The sequence below is a fragment of the Pseudomonas morbosilactucae genome (assembly GCF_023241665.1).
GTDB lineage: Bacteria > Pseudomonadota > Gammaproteobacteria > Pseudomonadales > Pseudomonadaceae > Aquipseudomonas > Aquipseudomonas morbosilactucae.
Window position 1 is genome coordinate 1 of sequence record NZ_JALQCX010000039.1, and the last position, 23,975, is coordinate 23,975.

General features: G+C 62.2%; 16 protein-coding genes and 1 pseudogene. 9 read left to right on the top strand and 8 right to left on the bottom strand.

From position 1 onward, the window contains the following. Positions 1-321: 321 nt before the first annotated feature. The 4 genes from ntrC to glnA form a co-directional block, all read right to left on the bottom strand. Positions 322-1,758 carry a nitrogen regulation protein NR(I) gene (gene ntrC / locus M1B35_RS20715; RefSeq protein ID WP_268262919.1) on the bottom strand — a complete coding sequence of 479 codons (1,437 nt, stop codon included), beginning with the start codon at positions 1,756-1,758 and terminating at the stop codon, positions 322-324. After that, the gene (gene glnL / locus M1B35_RS20720) at positions 1,755-2,840 is read right to left on the bottom strand and encodes a nitrogen regulation protein NR(II) (RefSeq protein WP_123329234.1); all 1,086 of its coding nucleotides are present in this window, start codon (positions 2,838-2,840) and stop codon (positions 1,755-1,757) included. The genes ntrC and glnL overlap by 4 nt, the downstream gene beginning before the upstream one ends. Before the next feature lie 296 nt (positions 2,841-3,136). After that, the gene (locus M1B35_RS20725) at positions 3,137-3,505 is read right to left on the bottom strand and encodes a hypothetical protein (RefSeq protein ID WP_268262920.1); all 369 of its coding nucleotides are present in this window, start codon (positions 3,503-3,505) and stop codon (positions 3,137-3,139) included. Positions 3,506-3,687: 182 nt separating this feature from the next. Beyond that, on the bottom strand, positions 3,688-5,094 hold the full coding sequence (gene glnA, locus M1B35_RS20730) for a glutamate--ammonia ligase (protein WP_123329238.1): 1,407 nt from the start codon (positions 5,092-5,094) through the stop codon (positions 3,688-3,690). 331 nt (positions 5,095-5,425) lie between these two features. Between glnA and thiI the strand changes: the two genes are divergently transcribed. After that, positions 5,426-6,880, top strand: a complete 1,455-nt coding sequence (thiI, locus tag M1B35_RS20735; RefSeq protein ID WP_268262921.1) for a tRNA uracil 4-sulfurtransferase ThiI — start codon at positions 5,426-5,428, stop codon at positions 6,878-6,880. Between the two features lie 139 nt (positions 6,881-7,019). Continuing rightward, positions 7,020-8,840, top strand: a complete 1,821-nt coding sequence (gene typA, locus M1B35_RS20740) for a translational GTPase TypA (RefSeq protein ID WP_236485026.1) — start codon at positions 7,020-7,022, stop codon at positions 8,838-8,840. A gap of 92 nt (positions 8,841-8,932) precedes the next feature. Here the strand turns inward: typA and M1B35_RS20745 are convergent, their stop codons facing one another. Further along, on the bottom strand, positions 8,933-9,391 hold the full coding sequence (locus M1B35_RS20745; RefSeq protein ID WP_425273432.1) for a YkgJ family cysteine cluster protein: 459 nt from the start codon (positions 9,389-9,391) through the stop codon (positions 8,933-8,935). 267 nt (positions 9,392-9,658) lie between these two features. On the opposite strand from M1B35_RS20745, the gene M1B35_RS20750 reads away from it, so the two are divergent. The 5 genes from M1B35_RS20750 to M1B35_RS20770 all read left to right on the top strand — a co-directional run bounded on the left by M1B35_RS20750 (position 9,659) and on the right by M1B35_RS20770 (position 19,214). Further along, entirely contained in the window at positions 9,659-12,109 is a 2,451-nt protein-coding gene (locus M1B35_RS20750; protein ID WP_268262922.1) for a glycogen/starch/alpha-glucan phosphorylase, read from the top strand. 231 nt (positions 12,110-12,340) lie between these two features. Further along, positions 12,341-16,045 carry a DUF2339 domain-containing protein gene (locus M1B35_RS20755; RefSeq protein WP_268262923.1) on the top strand — a complete coding sequence of 1,235 codons (3,705 nt, stop codon included), beginning with the start codon at positions 12,341-12,343 and terminating at the stop codon, positions 16,043-16,045. Positions 16,046-16,050: 5 nt separating this feature from the next. Continuing rightward, positions 16,051-17,415, top strand: a complete 1,365-nt coding sequence (locus tag M1B35_RS20760; protein WP_425273433.1) for a DUF3999 domain-containing protein — start codon at positions 16,051-16,053, stop codon at positions 17,413-17,415. Positions 17,416-17,597: 182 nt separating this feature from the next. Beyond that, positions 17,598-18,608 (top strand): class 1 fructose-bisphosphatase, encoded by a 1,011-nt coding sequence (locus M1B35_RS20765; protein WP_268262925.1) that lies wholly within the window; start codon positions 17,598-17,600, stop codon positions 18,606-18,608. 3 nt (positions 18,609-18,611) lie between these two features. After that, positions 18,612-19,214, top strand: a complete 603-nt coding sequence (locus tag M1B35_RS20770; RefSeq protein WP_268262926.1) for a DUF924 family protein — start codon at positions 18,612-18,614, stop codon at positions 19,212-19,214. A gap of 151 nt (positions 19,215-19,365) precedes the next feature. Here M1B35_RS20770 and M1B35_RS32315 read toward each other — a convergent pair whose 3' ends face one another. Then, on the bottom strand, positions 19,366-20,130 hold the full coding sequence (locus M1B35_RS32315) for a methyl-accepting chemotaxis protein (protein WP_425273434.1): 765 nt from the start codon (positions 20,128-20,130) through the stop codon (positions 19,366-19,368). 93 nt (positions 20,131-20,223) lie between these two features. Continuing rightward, positions 20,224-21,258: pseudogene (locus tag M1B35_RS32320) on the bottom strand (HAMP domain-containing protein); the annotation flags it as partial. A gap of 279 nt (positions 21,259-21,537) precedes the next feature. Here M1B35_RS32320 and M1B35_RS20780 point away from each other — a divergent pair. Continuing rightward, a complete protein-coding gene (locus M1B35_RS20780; protein WP_011058771.1) occupies positions 21,538-21,792 on the top strand; it encodes a hypothetical protein in 255 nt (84 codons plus the stop codon). A 31-nt stretch (positions 21,793-21,823) separates the two neighbouring features. Further along, a complete protein-coding gene (locus tag M1B35_RS20785) occupies positions 21,824-22,393 on the top strand; it encodes a lipocalin family protein (RefSeq protein ID WP_123329259.1) in 570 nt (189 codons plus the stop codon). Between the two features lie 46 nt (positions 22,394-22,439). Here M1B35_RS20785 and M1B35_RS20790 read toward each other — a convergent pair whose 3' ends face one another. After that, entirely contained in the window at positions 22,440-23,804 is a 1,365-nt protein-coding gene (locus M1B35_RS20790) for a formimidoylglutamate deiminase (RefSeq protein WP_268262927.1), read from the bottom strand. Positions 23,805-23,975 lie beyond the last annotated feature (171 nt).

The window sequence follows — 23,975 nt, forward strand, 5'->3', positions numbered from 1 at the left end:
CCCGGCCTGCCTGTACCAAGGTCCCCGAAACTGGGTAGTGATGAGGTTATTGCAGAGGGCGTGCCAGTTTTCTCCGCGGGCGCGTTTATTCTTCGCCTGAGTGCCGCAAAGCCCCGGAATACGGGGCTTTTGCGTTTTCGAAGGCAAGGCTTTCGGATATGAAGATCCACTGCGCCGCCGCTGTCGGCGTGCCCGATCGAGGTTCACGGCGCCTTCAGGCAGTGCAGGCAGCCCATTGCGGTGCACAAAAAAAATCGCGGGCAACCCCGGCTCCCGTAGGAGTGGGCTTGCCGCGATGGCGATGTGGCCGGTCAGTACGGCTTAGGCTTCATCGCCCTCGTCGTCATCACCGCCATCGACCTTCATTCCCAGCTCTTTGATCTTGCGAGTCAGGGTGTTACGGCCCCAGCCCAGCAGCACGGCGGCGTCGCGACGGCGGCCGGCGGTGTGCTTGAGGGCGGTCTCGATCATGATCCGCTCGAAGCTCGGCACGGCGCTGTCCAGCAGGCTCGATTGGCCGCGTGCCAGGGCCTGGTCGGCCCATTGGCGCAGGGCCTGTTCCCAGTTGGTCACTGGCGCCGAATCCTGAGGCAGGCTCAGCAGCTCCGGCGGCAGGTCGCTGATGTGCACTTCGCGTCCCGAAGCCATCACCGTGATCCAGCGGCAGGTGTTCTCCAGCTGACGCACGTTGCCCGGCCACGGCAGGTTCTTCAGGTATTCCTCGGTTTCGCTCTTCAGCAGCTTGGGCTCCACCGCCAGCTCCTGGGCGGCGCGGCTGAGGAAGTGCTTGGCCAGGGTCGGAATGTCTTCACGACGGTCCGACAGGCGTGGAATGTGGATGCGGATCACGTTGAGGCGGTGGAACAAGTCCTCACGGAATTTGCCTGCATGCACCAGGGTTTCCAGGTTCTGGTGGGTCGCCGCGATGATGCGCACGTCGACCTTGACCGGGGTGTGCCCGCCGACCCGGTAGAACTCGCCATCGGCCAGTACCCGCAGCAAACGGGTTTGGGTTTCGGCCGGCATGTCGCCGATTTCATCGAGGAACAGGGTGCCGCCGTCGGCTTGCTCAAAGCGTCCGCGCCGCAGATTGGCCGCGCCGGTGAAGGCACCTTTTTCGTGGCCGAACAGCTCGGACTCCATCAGGTCCTTGGGGATCGCCGCCATGTTCAGTGCAATGAACGGCGAGGCCGCCCGCGGGCTGTGGCGGTGCAGGGCGTGGGCCACCAGTTCTTTACCGGTACCGGATTCGCCGTTGATCAGCACGGTGATATTGGAGTGGCTCAGGCGCCCGATGGCACGAAACACTTCCTGCATCGCCGGTGCTTCACCGATGATTTCCGGGGTGCGGGCCAGGGTCGGAGCCACTTCCAGGCCTTGCTGTTCCTGGGCGTGCTGGTTGGCGCGCTTGACCAGGGAAACGGCTTCGTCGACGTCGAACGGCTTGGGCAGGTACTCGAAGGCGCCGCCCTGATAGGACGCGACAGCGCTGTCCAGGTCAGAGTGGGCGGTCATGATGATCACCGGCAGACGCGGGTGCAGCTCGCGAATCCGCGCCAACAGATCAAGGCCGCTGGCACCGGGCATACGGATGTCGGAGATGATCACGTCCGGCTGCTGGCGCGCCAGGCGACTCATCACCCCGTCGGCGCTGTCGAAGCTTTGGGTGGTCATGCCTTCCTGTTGCAAGGCTTTTTCCAGGACCCAGCGGATAGAACGGTCGTCATCGACGATCCACACGGTTTCACTACGGCTCATGTCGATGGGGCTCCTTGTTCCAGTGGCAGAAAGATCGAGAACGTGGTGTGGCCGGGATGGCTGTCACATTCGATCAGGCCCTGGTGCTGGCTGATGATGTTCTGAGTGATGGCCAGGCCCAGCCCGGTACCGTCCGGGCGGCCGCTGACCATGGGGAAGAAGAGGGTGTCTTGCAGCTCGGGCGGGATCCCCGGGCCGTTGTCGATGATTTCGATCTTGGTCACCAGGCGATGGCGCACATGGCCGATGGTGAACTGGCGCATGGTCCGGGTGCGCAGGCTGATGCGGCCCAGGCGCAACTCGTTCTGGCTGCTGATGGCCTGCATGGCGTTGCGCACGATGTTGAGCACCGCCTGGATCATCTGTTCGCGGTCGATCAATACATCGGGAATGCTTGGGTCGTAGTCGCGCACCAAAGTGATGCAACCCTGGCTTTCGGCTTCCACCAGGCTGCTGACCCGCTCCAGTACTTCATGGATGTTGGTCATGGCCAGGGACGGCAGCTTGTTGGAGCCCAGCATGCGGTCCACCAGGTTTCGCAGGCGGTCGGCCTCTTCGATGATGACGTTGGTGTAGTCCTTGAGGCTTTCTTCCGGCAGTTCCCGGGCCAGCAATTGGGCCGCGCCGCGAATCCCGCCCAGGGGGTTCTTGATCTCGTGGGCCAGGCCGCGCACCAGCATCTTGCTGGTTTCCTGCTTGGACAGCTGGGCCTCTTCCTTGGTGATACGCAACAGGCGATCACGGGGGTGGACTTCCAGCAGCAGCAGGGTTTCGCCGTTACTGAGGATCGGCGTCACCGCGTAGTCCACGGTCAGGGTCTGGCCGGTCAGGGCGGTGAGCATCGCTTCGCGCTTGGTAAAGGGGTGGGCCTGCTCGACAGCCTGGCGCAGGGAGCTCAGGGCTTCGGCCGATTCGGTGAACAGTTCGCTGATGAATTGCCCATGGCTGCGCTGGCCGCTGATGGCCAGGAGCATTTCCGCCGCCGGGTTCATGTACTCAAGGCGCAGGTCGGCATTGAGCAGGATGGTGGCGGTGGTCAGGTTGTCGAGGAGCAGCCTGTGCAGTTGGTCGCTGATGGTCATGGGTACTGGTTGACCTCTTTTGAAGCAAGACGATCCGGGGCCGGTCCCGGATCGCGCGCGCGGATAAAGCGCTGATGTGGGGAAAATGCAAAAACCAAACCAAGGCTCCGAAAAGAAGCGTTAAAAGCCTGAAACAGGCGTTTGAGGCTCGATTGCGTGGCGTCCGTCCGGCTTTTCAGCGGTTTTTCGACCCAAAATGGGCAGTCGGGTGCCACGGGGTGCAATGGATTGCACCAATATAGTGCCGTTAGCTGAACGGCGTTGAAAAAGGCTCCGGTTCCTGTGCTTGCCCGGCTTTATCGGCGACGGGCCCGCTGCAGATGGAATACCTCGGGCTCGCTCTGTTGCACGACCTGCTCACCCTCCAGTACCTGCACCTCCAGGCTATGCCGGCCGCGGTCGACATCCACCAACGACAGGTGGGTCTGCTGGCTGGGGCGGGTGTAAGGCCGGCCATCGAGCAGCAGGCGCAGGCGGTGCTCGGGGCGCAGTGCGGGGTGCAGTTTGATATCGACGCTGACGCGGCCGTTGTTGGCGCGCAGGGTCGTGGGCAGGTTGCGTATCTCCAGTACGGAATACACAGGGTCGGCGGCGTCTACGTGGCGGTGGCTCTCGGCGCTGGCCGGCAAGCTGGCCAGCATCAGGCAAAAAAGATAAATGCGCATGGAAGGTCGGTCTCTGGCTGTGCAGCCGTCATCTCTTGTTTGGGTGCGGATTGACCATAGAGTAGCGACAAGGCTCGGGGCGGCAGCCTTAACCTTTGCTCACACAATGGGTGAAAATCGCCCATAAAAAAGGCCTCCCGAAGGAGGCCTCTCGTTACGCCGCTTGCGCGAGCGCGACTGGATTAGCAGCTGTAGTACAGCTCGTATTCCAGTGGGTGTACGAAGGTGCGTACTTTGATTTCTTCTTCGCTTTTCAGTTCGATGTAAGCATCGATGAAGTCGTCGCTGAAAACGCCGCCTTTGGTCAGGAACGCACGACCTTTGTCCAGCTCTTCCAGGGCTTCTTTCAGGCTGCCGCAAACTTGTGGAATCTCTTTGGCCTCTTCAGGCGGCAGGTCATACAGGTTTTTGTCAGCAGCGTCGCCAGGGTGGATCTTGTTCTGGATGCCGTCCAGGCCAGCCATCAGCAGTGCAGCGAAGCCCAGGTACGGGTTGGCTGCTGGATCCGGGAAGCGAGCTTCGATACGGCGAGCGCGTGGGCTGGACACGTAAGGAATACGGATCGAGGCGGAACGGTTACGGGCCGAGTAGGCCAGCATCACTGGAGCTTCGAAACCTGGGACCAGACGCTTGTAGGAGTTGGTCGACGGGTTGGTGAAGCCGTTCAGGGCCTTACCGTGCTTGATGATGCCGCCGATGAAGTACAGGGCGGTGTCGGACAGGCCGGCATAGCCTTCGCCAGCGAAGGTGTTCTTGCCATCTTTGGCGATGGACAGGTGAACGTGCATACCCGAGCCGTTATCGCCGTACAGAGGCTTAGGCATGAAGGTTGCGGTGCGGCCGTAAGCGTCAGCCACGTTGTGTACGCAGTACTTCAGGGTCTGAACTTCGTCAGCCTTGGCTACCAGGGTGTTGAACTTCACGCCGATTTCGTTCTGGCCGGCAGTCGCCACTTCGTGGTGGTGAACTTCGATGACCAGGCCCATTTCTTCCATGGCGTTGCACATGGAGGTACGGATTTCGTGGTCGTGGTCGAACGGCGGAACTGGGAAGTAGCCGCCTTTGACGCCTGGACGGTGGCCTTTGTTGCCGCCTTCCACGTCCTGGTCGGACATCCACGAGCCTTGCTCGGAGAAGATTTTGAACATGGAGCCAGAGATGTCGGACTTGAACTTCACTTCGTCGAAGATGAAGAACTCAGGCTCTGGACCTACAAATACGGTGTCACCGATACCGGTGGACTTCAGGTATTCCTCGGCACGCTTGGCGATCGCACGTGGGTCGCGGTCGTAGCCTTGCATGGTCGAAGGCTCGATCACGTCGCAAACCAGGATCAGGGTCGGCTCTTCGGTGAACGGGTCCAGCACGGCAGTGCTGTCGTCCGGCATCAGGATCATGTCGGAGGCTTCGATGCCTTTCCAGCCAGCGATGGAGGAACCGTCGAACATTTTGCCTTCTTCGAAGAAGGCGTCATCCAGCGCGTCGCGAGCCGGCATGGTCACGTGGTGCTGAGTGCCTTTGGTATCCGTGAAGCGCAGATCAATCCACTTGACGTCATGATCTTTGATGAGTTGAACCGACTTCGACATATGTCCTCCGGGGTGGCTTCGGGCTAAGTAGTGGAGTGCCCTTAGAATGTGGGTGATGCCGGCGCGAATACTCTGCCAAGGCAACCTGCCTCACAAGGGAGCAAATTGCATGCCAGTGCCCCGAGTTGGGTTTTTTGCCCCAAATCCACGCATATAAAGGCTAATTGGCCTGGATTTGGATTTTTAGCGCACCGCAATGTGGCGCTGGATTCTGAAAATGACCTGTTTTGGTGCGACTAAAACCAACTGCACATTAACTGGTTAAACCTTGAGCAATTTCCGCTATAATCCGCGCCCCCCTTTTTCGGCTGGCCCTGCGCGCGCTGTTTTCATGAAACTAATAGTTAAAGTTTTCCCGGAAATCACCATTAAGAGCCGCCCGGTACGGATGCGTTTCATCCGCCAGTTGGCCAAAAACATCCGTGCCGTGCTCCGCGATCTGGACCCGGCTGTGGTGGTCAATGGTGTGTGGGACAACCTTGAATTGGAAACCGCCCTCAGTGACCCCAAAGCCTTGAAGGAGCTGACTGAGCGCCTGACGTGCATGCCGGGTATCGCGCATTTCCTGCAGGTCGACGAGTACCTGCTGGGCGACTTCGACGACGTCGTTGCCAAGTGCAAGCAGCACTTCGGCGATGCCTTGCCCGGGAAGATTTTTTCCGTGCGTTGCAAGCGCGCCGGCAAGCACGAATTCAGCTCCATGGACGTGGAAAAATACGTCGGCAGCCAGCTGCGTCGTCAGTGCGGCGCCGCCGGGATTTCCTTGAAAGACCCGGAAATCGAAGTGCGTATGGAAATTCGCGACCAACGGTTGTTCGTGATCCATAGCCAGCACAACGGCCTGGGCGGCTACCCGCTGGGTGCCCTGGAACAGACCCTGGTGTTGATGTCCGGCGGTTTCGATTCCACGGTGGCGGCCTACCAGATCATGCGCCGCGGCCTGATGAGCCACTTCTGCTTCTTCAACCTGGGCGGGCGTGCCCACGAATTGGGCGTGATGGAAGTCGCGCACTATATATGGAAGAAGTACGGCAGCTCCCAGCGCGTGCTGTTTGTCAGCGTGCCGTTCGAGGAAGTCCTGGGGGAAATCCTCGGTAAAGTCGACAACAGTCATATGGGCGTCATTTTGAAGCGTATGATGTTGCGCGCGGCGTCCCGAATCGCCGATCGCCTGGAGATCGACGCGCTGGTGACCGGCGAGGCGATTTCCCAGGTGTCGAGCCAGACGCTGCCCAACCTGTCGGTGATCGACTGTGTGACCGAGAAGCTGGTATTGCGCCCGCTGATCGCCAGCCACAAGCAGGACATCATCGACCTAGCGCAGGAAATCGGCACCGCCGACTTCGCCAAGCACATGCCCGAGTATTGCGGGGTCATCTCGGTGAACCCCAAGACCCACGCCAAGCGTCCGCGTGTGGAGCATGAAGAGAAAGAATTCGACATGGCGATTCTGGAGCGTGCGCTCGAGAACGCCAAACTGGTACCGATCGATCGGGTGATCGACGAGTTGGGCCAGGATTTGCAGATTGAAGAAGTCAGCGAGGCGTTGGCCGGTCAGATCGTCATCGACATCCGTCACCCGGATGCCGAGGAAGATGACCCGCTGCAACTGGCTGGCGTCGAAGTACAAGCGATGCCGTTCTATGCACTGAACGCGCGCTTCAAGGAACTGGACCCTACTCGCCAGTACCTGCTGTATTGCGACAAAGGCGTGATGAGTCGCCTGCATGCTCACCATTTGCTCAGTGAGGGGCATGCCAATGTGCGCGTTTATAGACCGAGCTAAGTGCCCGGGGATGTTTGCCTGTGGCCTGCGTCACCGGCCCCCCGACGCCGCCGCCAAGCTGTAACGGCAAGGCCTGACTCTATTGTTAATCGCTGCCATCTGTTGTCAGCACACCGAATCCTCTGATCGAGATACACAAGTGATCGAAAATCTACGCAACATCGCCATCATTGCTCACGTTGACCATGGTAAAACCACCCTGGTAGACAAACTCCTGCGTCAATCCGGCACCCTGGAGCGCAACGAGCTCAACGACGAGCGCGTGATGGACTCCAACGACCAGGAAAAAGAGCGCGGTATTACCATTCTGGCGAAAAACACCGCCATCAACTGGAACGGCTACCACATCAACATCGTGGACACCCCGGGCCACGCCGACTTCGGCGGTGAAGTTGAGCGCGTAATGTCGATGGTTGACTCCGTGCTGCTGCTGGTCGACGCCCAAGACGGCCCTATGCCGCAAACCCGTTTCGTGACCAAGAAGGCGTTCGAAGCCGGCCTGCGTCCGATCGTGTGCATCAACAAGGTTGACCGTCCAGGCGCGCGTCCGGACTGGGTTCTGGACCAGATCTTCGACCTGTTCGACAACCTGGGTGCCACCGAAGAACAGCTGGACTTCAAAGTCGTCTACGCCTCGGCCCTGAACGGTATTGCCGGTCTGGACCACAACGACATGGCTGAAGACATGACCCCGCTGTACCAGTCGATCGTCGACAACGTACCCGCGCCGTCTGTTGACCGTGATGGTCCGTTCCAGATGCAAATCTCCGCTCTGGACTACAACAGCTTCCTGGGTGTTATCGGTGTTGGCCGTATCGCTCGCGGTACCGTCAAGCCGAACACTCCGGTCGTGGCTATCGGTGCCGACGGCAAGAAGCGCAACGGTCGTATCCTGAAGCTGATGGGTCACCACGGTCTGCACCGTGTGGACGTTGAAGAAGCAGCTGCAGGCGACATCGTGTGCATCAGCGGTATGGACTCGCTGTTCATCTCCGACACCCTGTGCCACCCGGATACCGTCGAGGCGATGAAGCCTCTGACCGTTGACGAGCCAACCGTTTCCATGACCTTCCAGGTCAACGACTCGCCATTCTGCGGTAAAGAAGGCAAGTTCGTGACGTCCCGTAACATCAAGGAACGTCTGGACAAAGAGCTGCTGTACAACGTTGCACTGCGCGTTGAAGAAGGCGACTCGGCTGACAAGTTCAAGGTTTCCGGCCGTGGTGAGCTGCACCTCTCGGTACTGATCGAAACCATGCGTCGCGAAGGCTTCGAAATGGCTGTAGGCCGTCCAGAAGTGATCATCCGTCTGGTTGACGGCGTGAAGCACGAACCGTTCGAAAACGTCACCATCGACCTGCCGGAAGAATCCCAAGGCAAGGTCATGGAAGAGATGGGCCTGCGTAAGGGCGACCTGACCAACATGGTGCCGGATGGCAAAGGCCGTGTTCGTCTGGAATACAACATCCCTGCTCGCGGTCTGATCGGTTTCCGTAACCAGTTCCTGACCCTGACCAACGGTGCTGGCATCCTGACCTCGATCTTCGACCGTTACGACGTGATGAAGTCCGGCGACATGTCCGGCCGTCAGAACGGCGTTCTGGTTTCGGTTGAAACCGGCAAGGCGCTGACCTACTCCCTGGAAACCCTGCAGGCTCGTGGCAAGCTGTTCGTTGAACACGGCCAAGAGATCTACAACGGTCAAATCGTTGGCCTGAACAGCCGCGACAACGACCTGGGCGTCAACCCTACCAAGGGCAAGAAGCTCGACAACATGCGTGCTTCGGGTAAAGACGAAACCATCGCTCTGGTTCCACCTGTTCGCTTCACCCTGGAACAGGCTCTGGAATTCATCCAGGACGACGAGCTGTGTGAAGTGACTCCTAAGTCCATCCGTCTTCGCAAGAAGATCCTGGACGAAAGCGAGCGCACCCGCGCTGCCAAGAAAGCCAAGGCATAAGCTTTAGCCCCGGCTAAAAAAACGCCCCCCGACCGCAAGGTCGGGGGCGTTTTTGTTTGTCTGGCGAAAACACCGGCCGAGGCGGGCGCCAATCAACGGCGCGCCGGCTTTGGGTTAGAAGCGTTCCAGGGTCCGGCGCCCGTCTCGCGTTCCACTGCCTTGGGCTTGTAGGCGCAGTAACCTGGGCGTGGGCCGATGCGCGGGTGGTTGCGGCAGGTATCCGGGCGCTTGTCATAAATGGTGCACAGGCGGCTCTTACGATCCAGATACAGGCAGTCGTTGTTGCTCATGCGCTGCAGGGTGAAGATCTCGGACTTCTGGTTGTAGCGCTCGACAATGCCTTCTTTCTGCAGGCGCTTGGCGATGTTCTTCGGCGGATCGCCAAGCTCGAACTCATCGACGATGCCGATGCGCACCAGGTCTTTGATCTTCACTTCCACCGGCAGCGTGCAGCAGCTGGAAACGCAGGAACCGCACATGGGCGCGGTGAATTTGGCCCAGGTATCGAGTCGGTCGATTTCCGCGGCGGCGATCAGGTTGGGCTTCATCATGGGGCGTTTCCAGCGTGTTTCAGGGCGCGCGATCATACCGGGACTGGTGAAATTTTAAACAGCCTTTTGACGGATATTTCTGATCGGTGCCAAGGACATTTCCTCTCGGCACGGCATCTGCATCTTTTTAGCCGTCGCCGACAGGGAGATCGGGTCACTGACCGGGCCTTGGCAAAAAAGCGCCGAACCAGAGCCTTTGCCTCCTGTCAGACCGACTAGGCTCAGACCATTCCATGCTCACTGTCTATCTCGCTCGAGGTCGTATCGATGACTCAGGAACCACTAGTTCGCGACGCAGAGGTGGCCGCATTCCGCGAAGCCGTCTTGACCAAACTCACTTACGCGGTGGGCAAGGACCCGGATCACGCCTTTGACCATGACTGGTTTGAAGCCATCGCTCTCGCGGCCCGTGATCACATGGTCGAACACTGGATGGACCACACGCGGCAGATCTACCGCAAAGGCCAGAAGCGTGTGTATTACCTCTCCCTGGAATTCCTCATCGGCCGTCTGCTCTACGACAGCCTGAGCAACCTCGGGTTGCTGGACGTGGCCCGCGAAGCCCTCACCGAACTGGGTGTGGACCTGGAGCGCATTCGCTTGCTGGAGCCCGACGCGGCCCTAGGCAACGGCGGCCTCGGGCGCCTGGCGGCGTGCTTTATGGAAAGCATGTCGACCCTGGGCATTGCCGGCCACGGCTACGGCATTCGTTACGAGCACGGGTTGTTCCGCCAGGCCATCGTCGATGGCTGGCAGCAGGAACAGACCGAGCACTGGCTGGATTTCGGCAACCCCTGGGAGTTCGAACGCCCGGAGGTGATCTACCCCATCGGCTTTGGCGGCGGCGTGGAAACCGTGACCGACGAGGCCGGCCACACCAAGCAAGTCTGGACGCCGGGGGAAACCGTGCGCGCCGTGGCCTATGACACGCCCGTGGTGGGCTGGCGCGGGGCCAGTGTCAACACCTTGCGCCTGTGGCGAGCGCGGGCCATGGAAGATTTGCACCTGGAGCGTTTCAACGCCGGCGACCACTTGGGCGCGGTGGCGGAAGTGGCTCGGGCCGAAAGCATCTCCCGGGTGCTGTACCCGGCTGACAGCACCGAAGCGGGGCAGGAACTGCGCCTGCGCCAGGAATACTTCTTTGTCTCGGCGTCCCTGCAAGACCTGCTGCGCCGGCACAAAAACATGCACGACTCGGTGCTCAGCCTCGGCGAGCACGCGGCCATCCAGCTCAACGACACGCACCCGTCGATCGCTGTGGCCGAACTGATGCGCCAACTGGTGGACTTGCACGGCATTGCCTGGGAAGCGGCGTGGCAAGTCACCGTCGAAACCCTGTCCTACACCAACCACACCCTGCTGCCCGAAGCCCTGGAAACCTGGCCGGTGGGCCTGATGGAGCGCATGCTGCCGCGGCACATGCAGATCATCTACCTGATCAACGCCCAGCACATCGATTCGCTGCGGGCCAAGGGCATCCACGACTTTGACGTGTTGCGCGCGGTGTCGCTGATCGAAGAAGACAACGGCCGCCGAGTGCGCATGGGCAACCTGGCGTTCCTCGGGTCCCACAGCGTCAACGGTGTGTCCGGGCTGCACACCCAGCTGATGCGCAGCACGGTGTTTTCCGAGCTGCATAAACTCTATCCCGATCGAATCAACAACAAGACCAACGGCATCACCTTCCGCCGCTGGCTGTACCAGGCCAATGCCGAACTGACCTCGATGATGGTCGATGCCCTGGGCCCTGAGCTGCTGGATAACCCCGAGGCGTTGTTGATCGGGCTGGAACCCTTTGCCGAGAAGGCCGGCTTTCGCAAGCAGTTTGCCGAGCAGCGGTTGCACAGCAAGCGGGCGCTGGCGGCGATCATCCATGAGCGCCTGGGGATTGCGGTCAACCCGGCGGCAATGTTCGACGTGCAGGTCAAGCGCATCCACGAGTACAAGCGCCAGTTGCTCAACCTGCTGCACACCGTGGCGCTGTACCAGGCCATTCGTGCCGAGCCGGAAATCGACTGGGTGCCACGGGTGAAGATCTTCGCCGGCAAGGCGGCGGCCAGCTATCACCAGGCCAAGCTGATCATCAAGCTGACCAACGACATTGCCCGTACCGTCAACAACGACCCCACCGTGCGCGGCCTGCTCAAGGTGGTGTTCCTGCCCAACTACAACGTCAGCCTGGCGGAAAGCATCATTCCAGCGGCGGACCTGTCGGAGCAGATTTCCACCGCCGGCTTCGAGGCCTCGGGCACCAGCAATATGAAGTTCGGCCTCAATGGCGCCCTGACCATCGGCACCCTGGACGGCGCCAACGTGGAAATGTGCGAGCAGGTGGGGGCCGAGCATATGTTTATCTTCGGCCTCAGCGCCCAGCAGGTGGAGGCACGCAAGCGCAATGGCGAGTTCAGTGCGGCCCCGGACATCGCCGCGTCCCATCGCCTCAACGACGTGTTGCAGGCGATCCGCGGCGGGGTGTTCTCGCCGGATGACCCGTCGCGCTACACCGGCTTGATTGATTCGCTGATCCAGTACGACCGCTTTCTGGTCTGTGCCGACTTCGATTCCTACTGGAGTGCCCAGGCCCGGGTCGAGGAGCGCTGGCACGACTCCAAGGAGTGGTGGCGCTCGGCAGTGCTCAACAGCGCGCGCATGGGCTGGTTCTCCTCGGACCGGACCATTCGCGAGTACGCCACGGAAATCTGGAAAGCCCTGGAGTAACCCGGGCGCGGATTTTTGCTGGTAAGTGTGCGCAAGGCCCAACGACAGTTGGGCCTTGTCGATATACTGAGCGCCAGTTTTGACCTGCCGCAGCAGTGCCTCTTGTCACCATCGTCCCCCACCGTACCTGCCTGATCGGCAGGCGCCGGCTGGTCGGTGAGGGCGCCAGTGCTGCCCGCAGGTCTTCAAACGCCGACGCCTCTTGCGGCGGGCCGCTTAGGGATATCGACCATGCAATGGATTTTCATACTGACGGGGCTGGTGCTGGGCGGAGTGCTCGGTGAGTCCTTCAGCGGTGTGCTGATCGGCGCTTTGCTGGGGCTGGGCCTTGGCCAAGCCCTGCGTCTGACGGCCTTGAGTGCCCAGGCGGCAAAGCAGCAAGAGGAGCTGGACCAGGCGCGGCAAGCGGTGCTGAACCTGGGCCAACGCCTGGGCGCCCTGGAGGCGGCCACTTCACCGGCTGACGCTGCATCTACGGCGCCCAGCGTCAGCGCGGCCGCCGAGCCTGTGCCTGAGCCACGCTCGCCCATTGTCCAGGCACCGCCAGCGGTCGACCCGCAACCCGCCAGTTCCGGCCTGGTGTGGGTACTGCCGGCAGAACTCGAACCCCAGACCCGCGCGCCTGCAGAGGCCAGTCAGCCGTTGCCGGCTAACATCTGGACCCCGCAGCCAGCGGCCCAGGATGCGTCGCCCACACCCCGTGAAACGCCGCCACCGCCCCTTCGTCCAGCCGCGTCCATGCAGCGTGAAGAGCCTCTTGAAGGGCCCCCGCGTGCGGCTCCGGCCATCGTCCTCGAACCGAACCTGATCGAGCGCGCCATCGAAGGGGCGCGCAACTGGCTGTTTGGCGGCAACACCGTGTTGCGGGTGGGGGTGCTGCTGTTGTTCCTTGGCCTGGCCTTCCTCTTGCGCTACGCCACTGAAGGCATGGTGGTGCCGATCGAAGTGCGTTACGCCGGGGTCGCCGCTTGCGCTTTGGGCTTGTTGGGGCTGGGTTGGTGGCTGCGACTGCGCAACAGCTATTACGCCTTGATGCTGCAAGGCACGGGGATCGCGGTGCTGTACCTGACGGTGTTCGCCGCCATGCGCCTGCATCCGCTGTTGGACCCGGGCGCGGCCCTCGGTCTGTTGGTGGCGGTCACGCTGTTCTCGGCCATCCTGGCGGTGACTCAGGACGCCTTGGGCCTGGCTGCGGCGGCGGCCCTGGGCGGGTTCGCTGCCCCCATCCTCACGTCCACCGGCGCGGGCAGCCATGTGGCGCTGTTCAGTTATTTCGCTCTGCTCAATGCCGGGATCCTCGCCATTGCCTGGTTCAAGGCCTGGCGCCTGCTCAACCTGATCGGTTTTGTCGGCACCTTCGGCATCGGCTTCGCCTGGGGCTTGAGGTCCTACACCCCTGAGTTGTTGTGGAGCACCGAGCCGTTCCTGATTCTGTTCTTTGTCATGTACCTGCTGATCGGCCTGCTGTTCGCCCGGCGCAAGCTGCTGGAACTCAGCGATGCCCCCGCGGACGACAGTCGCCAGGCGCTGCTGCACTGGTCGGCCCGCAAGGGTGACTACGTCGATGGCAGCATGCTGTTCGGCCCGCCGCTGGTGGGCTTTGGCTTGCAATGGGCGCTGGTCCAGCACTTGGAGTTCGCCACCGCCTTCAGCGCTCTGGCGCTGGGCCTGATCTACATGGGGCTGGCCCGTTGGTTGTCCGGCGGCCGTGCCTTGCTGCTGGGGGAAACCTGCCTGGCCCTGGGGGTGATCTTTGCCAGCCTGGCCATTCCCCTGGGGTTGGATGCCCGCTGGACCAGCGCGGCCTGGGCAGTGGAGGGTGCGGGCATCTTCTGGCTCGGCCTGCGTCAGCAACGGCCCTTGGCCCGTGTCTTCGCTTTGCTGCTGCAGGTCGGTGCGGCCCTGGCGTTTCTCAGTGAATTGCGCCCGGGTGAGGGCAGCCTGCTCGACGGCGCGCCTCTGGGGGCCTTGCTGCTGGGGGTGGCCCTGCTGTTCAGCTTCCTGCAACTGCGCAAGGCCCAGCCTGAACACGTGGCGAGCTGGGAACTGGCAGTGGCGCCGATGCTCGCTGTCGCTGGCTTGAGCTTTGTCTACCTGCTGGCACCGCTGTTCCTGCAGGTCCATGGCACGGCCATTAGTTGGGCCCTGGCGGGCTTGGTGACCCTGGTGGCCGGCCTGCGCCTGCAATCGAGGACTTTCCTGTTCAGTGCTTTTGCCGTGCAACTGCTGGGCGGGGCCTTGTTCCTGTTGCGCCTGCAAGGTGCCGACGGCGACTCGGCGGCGGTGTTCAGTGCCGGTTGGAGCGGGCTGCTGAGCGCCTCGCTGATTGGTCTGGCGCTGATCGGCGGCATGCTTCTGGCGGCCCGTGACGACATGGTGCGCAACGACCCGCGGCTGCTGCGCGGGTTGTCGGTGGTGCTGCTGGCCGGTTTATTGATGATCAACCTGGCGGTGCTGTTCGTCCTGCCTTGGCGCACGGCCAGCGGTGTCTGGGCCGCCAGTGGTGTGCTGATCATCTGGCTGAGCCTGTACCTGCAACAACGCGCGAGCTTTGTGTTTGGCCTGCTGTTGCAGGTGATCGGCGGCGTGGCTTTCCTGTTGGCCAGTGCCGATTGGTTCGGCCCGTTGCCGGGCGAGGGGTTGCGACCCCTGGCCAATATGAACTTCGGCACGCCGCTGGTGCTGGCCTTGGCGGCACTGGTGGGTGCCTGGCGCTTGCAACGCGGCGACCAGGGTTCGGCGTTCGCCACCTTGCCCCTGGGGCGCCTGTCCGATCTGTTGCTGGCCTGGGGCGCCAGCTGGTGGGTCCTGGCCTTGGTCAGGGAAGTGCTGGTGTTCGCCCCGCCGCACCTGCAAGGGACCTTGTTGTTGCTGGTCGCCGCTGTCAGCGTGGCGCTCTGCACACTGCTGGCAGCGCGTTTGAAGTGGCCGTCCCTCGGGCTGCTCAGCGGACTGTTGATGCCGGCTGCGTTGCTGGTGCTGCTGAGTGCCTGGCAGGGCCGCTATCACCCGGCGGCGGATGTCGGTTGGCTGGTCTGGCCGCTGCTGTTCGCTGTGCATTTCTTCAGCCTGCGGCGCCTGGCGACAATGCTGCCGGCCCAGGTGCTGAGCGCCGCCCATGTGCTGGGCTGCTGGATGCTGCTCGGGGTCCTGGCCCTGGAGCTGCGCTACGGCTTGTTGCTGTTGTCCGAGCACTACAACGCCTGGCGCTGGCTGGGCTGGGCGCTGCTGCCGAGCCTGTACCTGGTGCTGATGGCGACGCCGCGCAGCCTGCCTTGGCCGGTGGCCGCCTACGCCCGTGAATACCGGGTGTACGCTGCGCTGCCTTTGGCGCTGCTGATGCTGGGCTGGTTCTGGCTGGCCAATCTGTTCAGCGATGGCAGTGCCGAGCCGTTGCCTTACCTGCCGCTGCTCAATCCGCTGGAACTGGGGCTGCTGTTTGCTGTGTTCGGTGTGTTTGTCTGGTCGCGCAGCGCGGCGCAGGTGCTGGCGATCCCGGCCGAGCGGGTCGAACGTATCAGCCAGGGGGTGGCGGCGTTGTCGTTGTTCGCCTTCTTTACCCTGCTGGTGATGCGCACCGCCCACCATTGGGGCGGTGTACCGTTCCAGGCGGATGCACTGCTGGAGTCGATGCTGGTGCAGGCGGGCTTGTCCATCGTCTGGACCCTGATTGCCCTGGGCCTGATGATCGGTGGGCATCTGCGCCACCGGCGCGAGGTCTGGCTGGTGGGCGCCGCGTTGATCGCGGTGGTGGTGGCCAAGCTGTTCCTGGTGGAATTGAGCAACCGCGGCGGGCTGGCGCGGATCGTGTCGTTTATCGGCGTGGGCGGTTTGCTGTTGGTGGTGGGTTACTTTGCCCCGCTGCCGCCCAAGCGCGCCGAAGCCGAGCCGGATCAAGCCGCGCCGGTCAATGCAAATGAAGGAGTGTCGTCTTGAGTCGGATGTCGAGCCTGGGCTGGTTGGGGGCTGTCGGGTTGTGTGTGGCGCTGTCGGCCACGGCCCAGGAAACACCGGGGGATTTTAAGTCCCAAGCGCCGTTGGCCCTGAGCGGGGAGGGGCCCTGGTACCGCCTCGACGTGCCGTTGGCGCTGCAACTGCATGCCAGCCACAGCGATTTGCGGGACATCCGGGTGTTCAACGCTGCCGGTGAGCCCCAGGCGTACGCCCTGGCCCGTCAGCAGGCGCAGACCACCGAACAGCGCAGCCTGCACGAGGTGAAGTGGTTCCCGCTGTACAACTCGGCCGAGGCCAGCGATGCCACGCCGAGCGTGCGCGTGCAGTCCAACGCCAACGGCACCCTGGTGGAAGTGCAACCCTCCACCCAATTGGAAGCCGGCGAGGAAGTGCTGCGTGGCTGGCTGCTGGACGCCAGTGGTATCCATGCACCATTGCAGCAACTGGTGCTGGACTGGACCAGCGAGCGTGATGGCTTCCAGAACTTCAGCATCGAAGCCAGTGACGACCTGCAGCATTGGCAAGCCTGGGGTGAAGGCCAGGTGGCCCGCCTATCGTTTGCTGATGAGCGCATCGAGCAGCATGAAGTCGGCCTGCCCGGGCAAACTGCGCGTTACCTGCGGCTGCTCTGGAACAGCCCCCAGCAGGCACCGGTGTTGACCTCGGTGCAACTGGAAAGCACCAGTACCAGCAGCGTGCCCTCGCCGCTGCAGTGGTCCCAGCCGTTGGCGGGGCAGACGGCCAAGGCCGGTGAATACACCTGGGAACTGCCCGCGGACTTGCCCCTGGAGCGTCTGCAAGTGGCGCTGGATCAGGCCAATAGCCTGGCTCCGGTAACCCTCTATGGCCGACAGAACAGCAGCCAGCCCTGGCAGGTGCTGACCAGCGGCCTGCTGTATCGCCTGACTCAGAATGGCCAGGACGTGCAACAGAACGAATTGCAGTTGGCGGGGCAGAAGTGGCGCCAGTTGAAGCTGGAAGTGGATGAGCGCGGCGGTGGCCTGGGTGCCCAGGCGCCGGCTTTGCGCTTTGCCGTGCGTGGTGTGCAGTTGGTGTTCCTGGCGCGGGGCGCGGGGCCTTATCGCTTGGCCCTGGGCAATCCGGCTGCGGGGCCGGCGAATCTGCCTTTGGCCACCCTGATTCCTGACTACAGCCCGCAGCGCCTGGCAGGCCTGGGCCAGGCCCGGGTCGAGGGCGCTCCGCAACAGGTTGCACCCGTCATTGCGGCAGTGCCGGTGGCGCCGACGACCGATTGGAAGAAGATCGGCCTGTGGACGGTGTTGTTGCTGGGCGTGCTGGCGCTGGCGGGCATGGCCTTCAGCCTGTTGCGCAAGCCGGTTGCCAAGCCCTAGGAATGACGTCGCCGCTGATCGTCGGCAAGGCGCTCCGGGGAGGGGGCGTTTTCACGGTTTCTGGCTAGCCTCAAGCGGGTGCATGAACTCAATCAGGCACTTCCCTGTCTGAGAGGAGGAAATGCGCCACGACTCGCGCTAAACTGCGCGGGTTTTTACCCCCCATTCCTCCGGAGCCGTCCATGTCCCGCGTTACCCTGAGTCGCTATTTGATTGAGCAGACCCGCAGCAACAACACTCCTGCCGATCTGCGCTTCCTGATCGAAGTGGTGGCGCGTGCTTGCAAGGAGATCAGCCACGCCGTGTCCAAAGGCGCCCTGGGTGGTGTTCTGGGCAGCATGGGCACTGAGAACGTGCAAGGCGAAGTGCAGAAGAAGCTCGACGTGATCTCCAACGAGATCCTGCTCGAAGCCAACGAATGGGGCGGTCACCTGGCCGGCATGGCGTCCGAAGAAATGGACAATGCCTACCAGATCCCGGGCAAATACCCGAAAGGCGCCTACCTGCTGGTGTTCGACCCACTGGACGGTTCGTCCAACATCGACATCAACGCACCGGTTGGCACCATCTTCTCGGTACTGCGCTGCCCTAACGAATACCTGAGCCAGAACGAAGCCCTGAACGAAAAGGCCTTCCTGCAGCCAGGCACCGAGCAGGTCGCTGCCGGTTACGCCATCTACGGCCCACAGACCATGCTGGTGCTGACCCTGGGCGACGGCGTCAAAGGCTTCACCCTGGACCGTGAAATGGGCAGCTTCGTGCTGACTCACGAAGACATCAAGATCCCGGAATCCACCCAGGAATTCGCCATCAACATGTCCAACGAGCGTCACTGGGAAGCCCCGGTCAAGCGCTACGTTGATGAGCTGCTGGCCGGCGACACCGGTCCACTGAAAAAGAACTACAACATGCGCTGGGTCGCAGCCATGGTGGCTGACGTGCACCGTATCCTGACCCGTGGCGGCCTGTTCATGTACCCACGTGACAGCCGCGAGCCGGAGAAACCGGGCAAGCTGCGCCTGATGTACGAAGCCAACCCGATGTCGTTCCTGGTGGAACAGGCCGGCGGCGCATCCACCGATGGTCACAAGCGCATTCTCGACATTCAGCCTGAAGGCCTGCACCAGCGTGTAGCGGTGTTCCTTGGCTCCAAGGAAGAAGTGGCTCGCGTCACCGCGTACCACAAGGAATAAAACATGGCCGCGCCCTGGCAGCCCTTGCTCGATTGGTGGTTCGGTTCAGCCGACAAACCAGCGGACATCGTGGCGGACAAGGGCCGGCTGTGGTTCGGCAAGCGTGACAGTCAGGACCTTGAGGCGCGTGAGCGCTTCGGGGCCCTGGTGGAACAGGCACTGGCCGGCGGATTGACCGAGTGGACGCAACGTCCCCAAGGTTGGCTGGCCCTGGTGCTGTTGCTCGATCAACTCCCACGAATGATCTTTCGCGACACCGCCCAAGCCTTCTCTGGTGACCCGCGTGCTCAAGCGCTGGTGGCCCAGGGCATCGCCGCGGATTTTGACCGGCAATTGCCGGCCATGCAGCGCAGCTTCATCTACTTGGTGTTCGAGCATTGCGAGCATCTGGCGGTGCAGAACGAAGGGGTTTCGCGTTTTGCCGCGTTGCACGATGAGCAACCGCTGGAAGACCGCGCCGTGTTCGCCGACCACCTGGATTACGCCGAACGGCACCAGAAAGTCATTGCCCGCTTCGGGCGCTTCCCCCATCGCAACGCCATCCTCGGCCGCGAATCCACCGCCGAAGAACGGGCCTTCCTGCGCGAGCCGGGCTCGCACTTCTGATCGTGACATCGACATCGCCGGCAAGCCGGCTCCTAGATCGCCGTTGTCGGTGATGCTAACCATTCACCCCTTGCTTGAAATCCCAACAGTCGCTTAAGTCGACAAACCGCTCCTACCCTTGTAGGAGCCGGCTTGCTGGCGATGGGGTGCCTTAGATGCGGAAGCTGCCCACCAGTTGCTTGAGGCGGGACGCTTGCTGCTCCAGGTCGGAGCAGGCGCGCAGGGTGGCCTGGAGGTTTTCCACGCCTTCCTGGTTGAGGGTGTTGATCTCGCTGATGTCGACGTTGATCGACTCCACCACGGCGGTCTGTTCTTCGGTGGCGGTGGCCACGGACTGGTTCATGCCGTCGATCTCGCCGATGCGCTGGGTCACGCTGAGCAGGCGCTCGCCGGCCTGGTTGGCGATGCCGACGCTGCTCTCGCTCTCGCGCTGGCTCTCGGTCATGGTGTTGACCGCCTCGCGTGCCCCCACTTGCAGCTCCTCGATCATCTTCTGCACTTGCTGCGCCGAGTCCTGGGTGCGGTGGGCGAGGTTGCGCACTTCATCGGCCACCACCGCAAACCCGCGTCCGGCTTCACCGGCCCGGGCGGCTTCGATGGCGGCGTTGAGGGCCAGCAGGTTGGTTTGCTGGGAGATGCTGGTGATGACTTCGAGAATCTGTCCGATGTTCACGGTGTTGCTGTTGAGGGTCTCGATGTTGCCGCAGGAGTCGCTGATCTTCGCCGACAGTTGATGCATGGCCGAGATGGTTTTATCCACCACTTGCTGGCCTTCTTCCGCCAGGCTGCGGGCGTCGCTGGAGTGCTGCGATGCCAGGGCCGCGTTCTGGGCGATTTCCTGGGCAGCGGCGCCGAGTTGGTTGATGGCTGCGGCCACGCTGTTGGTGCGCGAGGCTTGCTGGTCGGAATTGAACATCGACGAGTTGGAGGCCGCCACCACCCGCAGCGCCACTTCGTTGACCTGGCCGGTGGCCGAGGACACTTCGCGGATCGAGCCGTGGATGCGTTCGACGAAACGGTTGAAGGACTGGCCCAGGGCGCCGAATTCATCGTTGCCATGGATGGTCAGGCGCTTGGTCAGGTCGCCTTCGCCTTCGGCGATGTCATGCATGGCGCGGCCCATCACGTGCAGCGGCTGCATCAGCATGCGGATCAGCATCCCCAGCAGGCTGATGATGATCACCACGGCAATGGCCATGGCGATGATCGCCGAAGTGCGAAACTCGCTGAGCATGGCGAAGGCGGTGTCCTGTTCGAGCACCAGGGCCACGTACCAATTCGCCGAGGGCACGCCTTTGACCTGGGTGAAGGAGATGAACTGGGTCTTGCCGTTGACCGTGACTTCCTTCATCCCCGGGCTGACCTGCGGGGCGCCATCGGGATAGGCCTCGCTGAGGCTCTTGAGGATCAGCTTGCTGTCGGGGTGGATCAGGATCTTGCCGTCGGCGCTGACGATAAAGGCATGGCCGTGGCCGCCGAAGTTCAGCGAGTTGATGATGGCGCTGACGCTGGACAGGTCGATGTCGGCTCCGGCGACGCCGATGAACTGGTTCTGGTGCTGCACCGGTGTGGCCACGGTGATCACCAGCTTGCCCGACGAGGCGGCGATGTAGGGTTCGGTGACAACGGTCTGGCCGGCGCCGGTAGCCGCCTTGAACCAGCCGCGGGCGCGCGGGTCGTAATCCGCCGGGCGGTTGCCGGCGGGTACCGAGAACATCACCCCGTCCTGGCCGCCGAAATAACTGAGCTGGAAATTACCGGTGTAGGCGGGCAGGCCGACGCTGCGTTTCAGGCTGTCGGCGCCATTGCCGTCCACGGCGATCTGCTGGGCCAGGGACTGCAACAGCTGCATGCGGCTTTCCAGCCAGGTCTGGATGTTGCTGGTGGTCAGGCTGCCCAGTTCCTGCATCGAGGATTCGGTGCTGCTGCGCAATGCCTGGCGCTGGCGGTAGTCGTTGAACAGGATGAAACAGGCAAATGCCACGGCGACCACAAGGGCGGCGGCAAGCAGGATCTTGTGGCTGAATTTCATGTTTCTGGTCATGGGGGAAAACTACCGCGAGGGGGTCAACGAATATTGGCAATTTGCCATATGACAAGGTTTTACGCTGCATTTATGTCGACTTGCCAGCGCCAAAGATTAGTCAGTTTCGGGGAAAGCCGACGAAATGCTTTTTACCCGGCAAAAGTGCCTGATTTATGGAGCAAATCTGCGAATTGGTCCGCAATAAATACCCGCTTCACTGGGGAACCAGAAGGGGCTTTTCTCTTCTAAGCTTCTGGTTGGCTGCCATGCCTTCCCCCGTCCGCCCAGGAGTTCACCATGTCGCTGCGTTCTCTCGCTCTGTTGTCGTTTTGCGTGCTGTTGGCTGCATGCAGCAAGGTCAATCAGGAAAATTATTCCAAGCTTTCGGCAGGCATGCCCAAGGCCGAAGTTGAGCAACTGCTGGGCAAACCGACTGACTGTTCCGGCGCGCTGGGCATGTCCAGCTGCACCTGGGGTGACAAAAACAGCTTTATCAGCGTGCAGTACGCCGGTGACAAAGTGCTGATGTTTTCCGGGCAAGGCCTGAAGTAAACCGGGGCTGCGTGCCCACGGGAGAAAAATAATGATGCGTTTTGTATTCACTCTTCTGGTCGGCCTGATCTTGGCCGGATGCGCCACGTCCCGGGACGATTCGCTGGCGCCCAAGACCGTCAACCACGTCGACCTCAAGCGTTACCAAGGGACTTGGTACGAGTTGGCGCGGTTGCCGATGTACTTCCAGCGCAACTGTGCGCAATCCGAAGCCCGCTACACCTTGCTGCCCGAGGGCAATATCGCGGTGCTCAACCGCTGCCTGACGCCGGAGTGGCAATGGGAAGAGGCTCGGGGCACGGCCAAGCCCCAGGTGCCGGGCAAGACCGACAAACTCTGGGTCGAGTTTGATAACTGGTTCTCCCGATTGCTGCCGGGCGTGGCCAAGGGCGATTACTGGGTGCTGTACGTCAGCGATGACTACAAGACGGCCATTGTCGGCAACCCGAACCGGCGCTACCTGTGGCTGCTGTCGCGTTCGCCGGAGGTCAGTGAGACGGTACGCGAGGATTTGCTGAGCAAGGCGCGTCAGCAGGGCTATGACACCACGCGGCTGATCTGGCGGGTGTCGGATTCGGCCATGGCCAAGACCTCGAAGTAAATCGTTACCCGTAGCCGCCGGCAAGCCGGCTCCTACGGGCAGAGGTTCAGTTGAGGAGGTCGCGCAGCACCTGGGTGAAGGCTCGGCTGCTGTCCTCTTCTTGGGCATGGCGGCCCTCACGCACCACCCATTGCCCAGCCACCATCACATCGCGTACCTGGCGATCACCACCAGCGAACAGCCAGCGGTTGAGAATGCCATCGCCGTCGGCGGTGGCCAGGTACGGATCGTTGCCATCGAGCACCAGCCAGTCGGCCCGCTTGCCCACTTCAAGGGCGCCGATTGGCTGCCCCAGGGCCTGGGCGCCGCCGTCCAGGGCCGCGTCGTACAGGGTTCGCCCCACCATCGGCTGATCGCTGCGGTACAGGCGGTTACGCCGCTGATCACGCAGGCGCTGGCCGTATTCCAGCCAACGCAGCTCCTCCACCACACTCAAGGACACATGGCTGTCGGAGCCGATCCCCAGGCGTCCGCCCTGGGCCAGGAAGTCCACGGCCGGGAAGATCCCGTCACCGAGGTTGGCTTCAGTGGTCAGGCACAAGCCGGCAATGGCCCGGCTCTTGGCCATAAGGCTGACTTCTTCCGGGTTGGCGTGGGTGGCGTGGACCAGGCACCAGCGCTGATCGACCTCGGTGTTTTCATACAGCCATTGCAGCGGGCGGCGGCCACTCCAGTTGAGGCAGTCGTCGACTTCCTTTTGCTGTTCGGCAATGTGGATATGCACCGGGCACTGACTGTCGCTGGCGGCCAGGACGTCGCGGATCTGCTCCGGCGTCACCGCGCGCAGCGAGTGGAAGCACAGGCCCAGGCGTTGCGCCGGTTGTTGCGCCAGCAGTGGCTGCAGCCGGGCGTGCAGGGCCAGGTAATGCTCGGTGCTGTTGATGAAACGCCGCTGGCCGTCGTTGGGTGCCTGGCCGCCAAACCCCGAATGGCTATAGAGCACTGGCAACAGGGTCAGGCCGATGCCGGCCGCGCTGGCCGCCTGGCTGATGCGTAGGGAAAGTTCGGCTGGGTCGCTGTAGGGGCTGCCGTTGTGGTCATGGTGCACGTAGTGGAATTCCGCCACCGAGGTGTAACCGGCCTTGAGCATCTCGATGTACAACTGGCGGGCGATGATTTCCAACTGCTCGGGGCTGATCTTGCCCACCAGCCGGTACATCAGGTCGCGCCAGGTCCAGAAGCTGTCGTTGGGGTTGCCGGCCACTTCCGCCAGCCCGGCCATGGCCCGCTGAAAGGCGTGGGAGTGCAGGTTGGGCATGCCCGGCAACAGCGGGCCCTTGAGCCGTTCCGCGCCTTGCGCGCTGGCGTTGGCCTGGATGTGGGTCAGTTGGCCATCGGCGCCGACCTCAAGACGTACATCATTGGCCCATCCACTAGGCAGCAGCGCGCGTTCGGCAAAGAAGGCGGACATGGTTCAATTACCCCATCGTGTGTTTATTTGTATATACATATACAGACGTTTGCCTGCCCGGTAAACTCCGGCAAGCTAGCCACCTTCCACTTTCGAACAAGGATTCCCTGTGCCGACTCCGACTGCCAACTCACCGCTGGCCGCCCACCTGGGCGATAGTCCGGCGCCCTT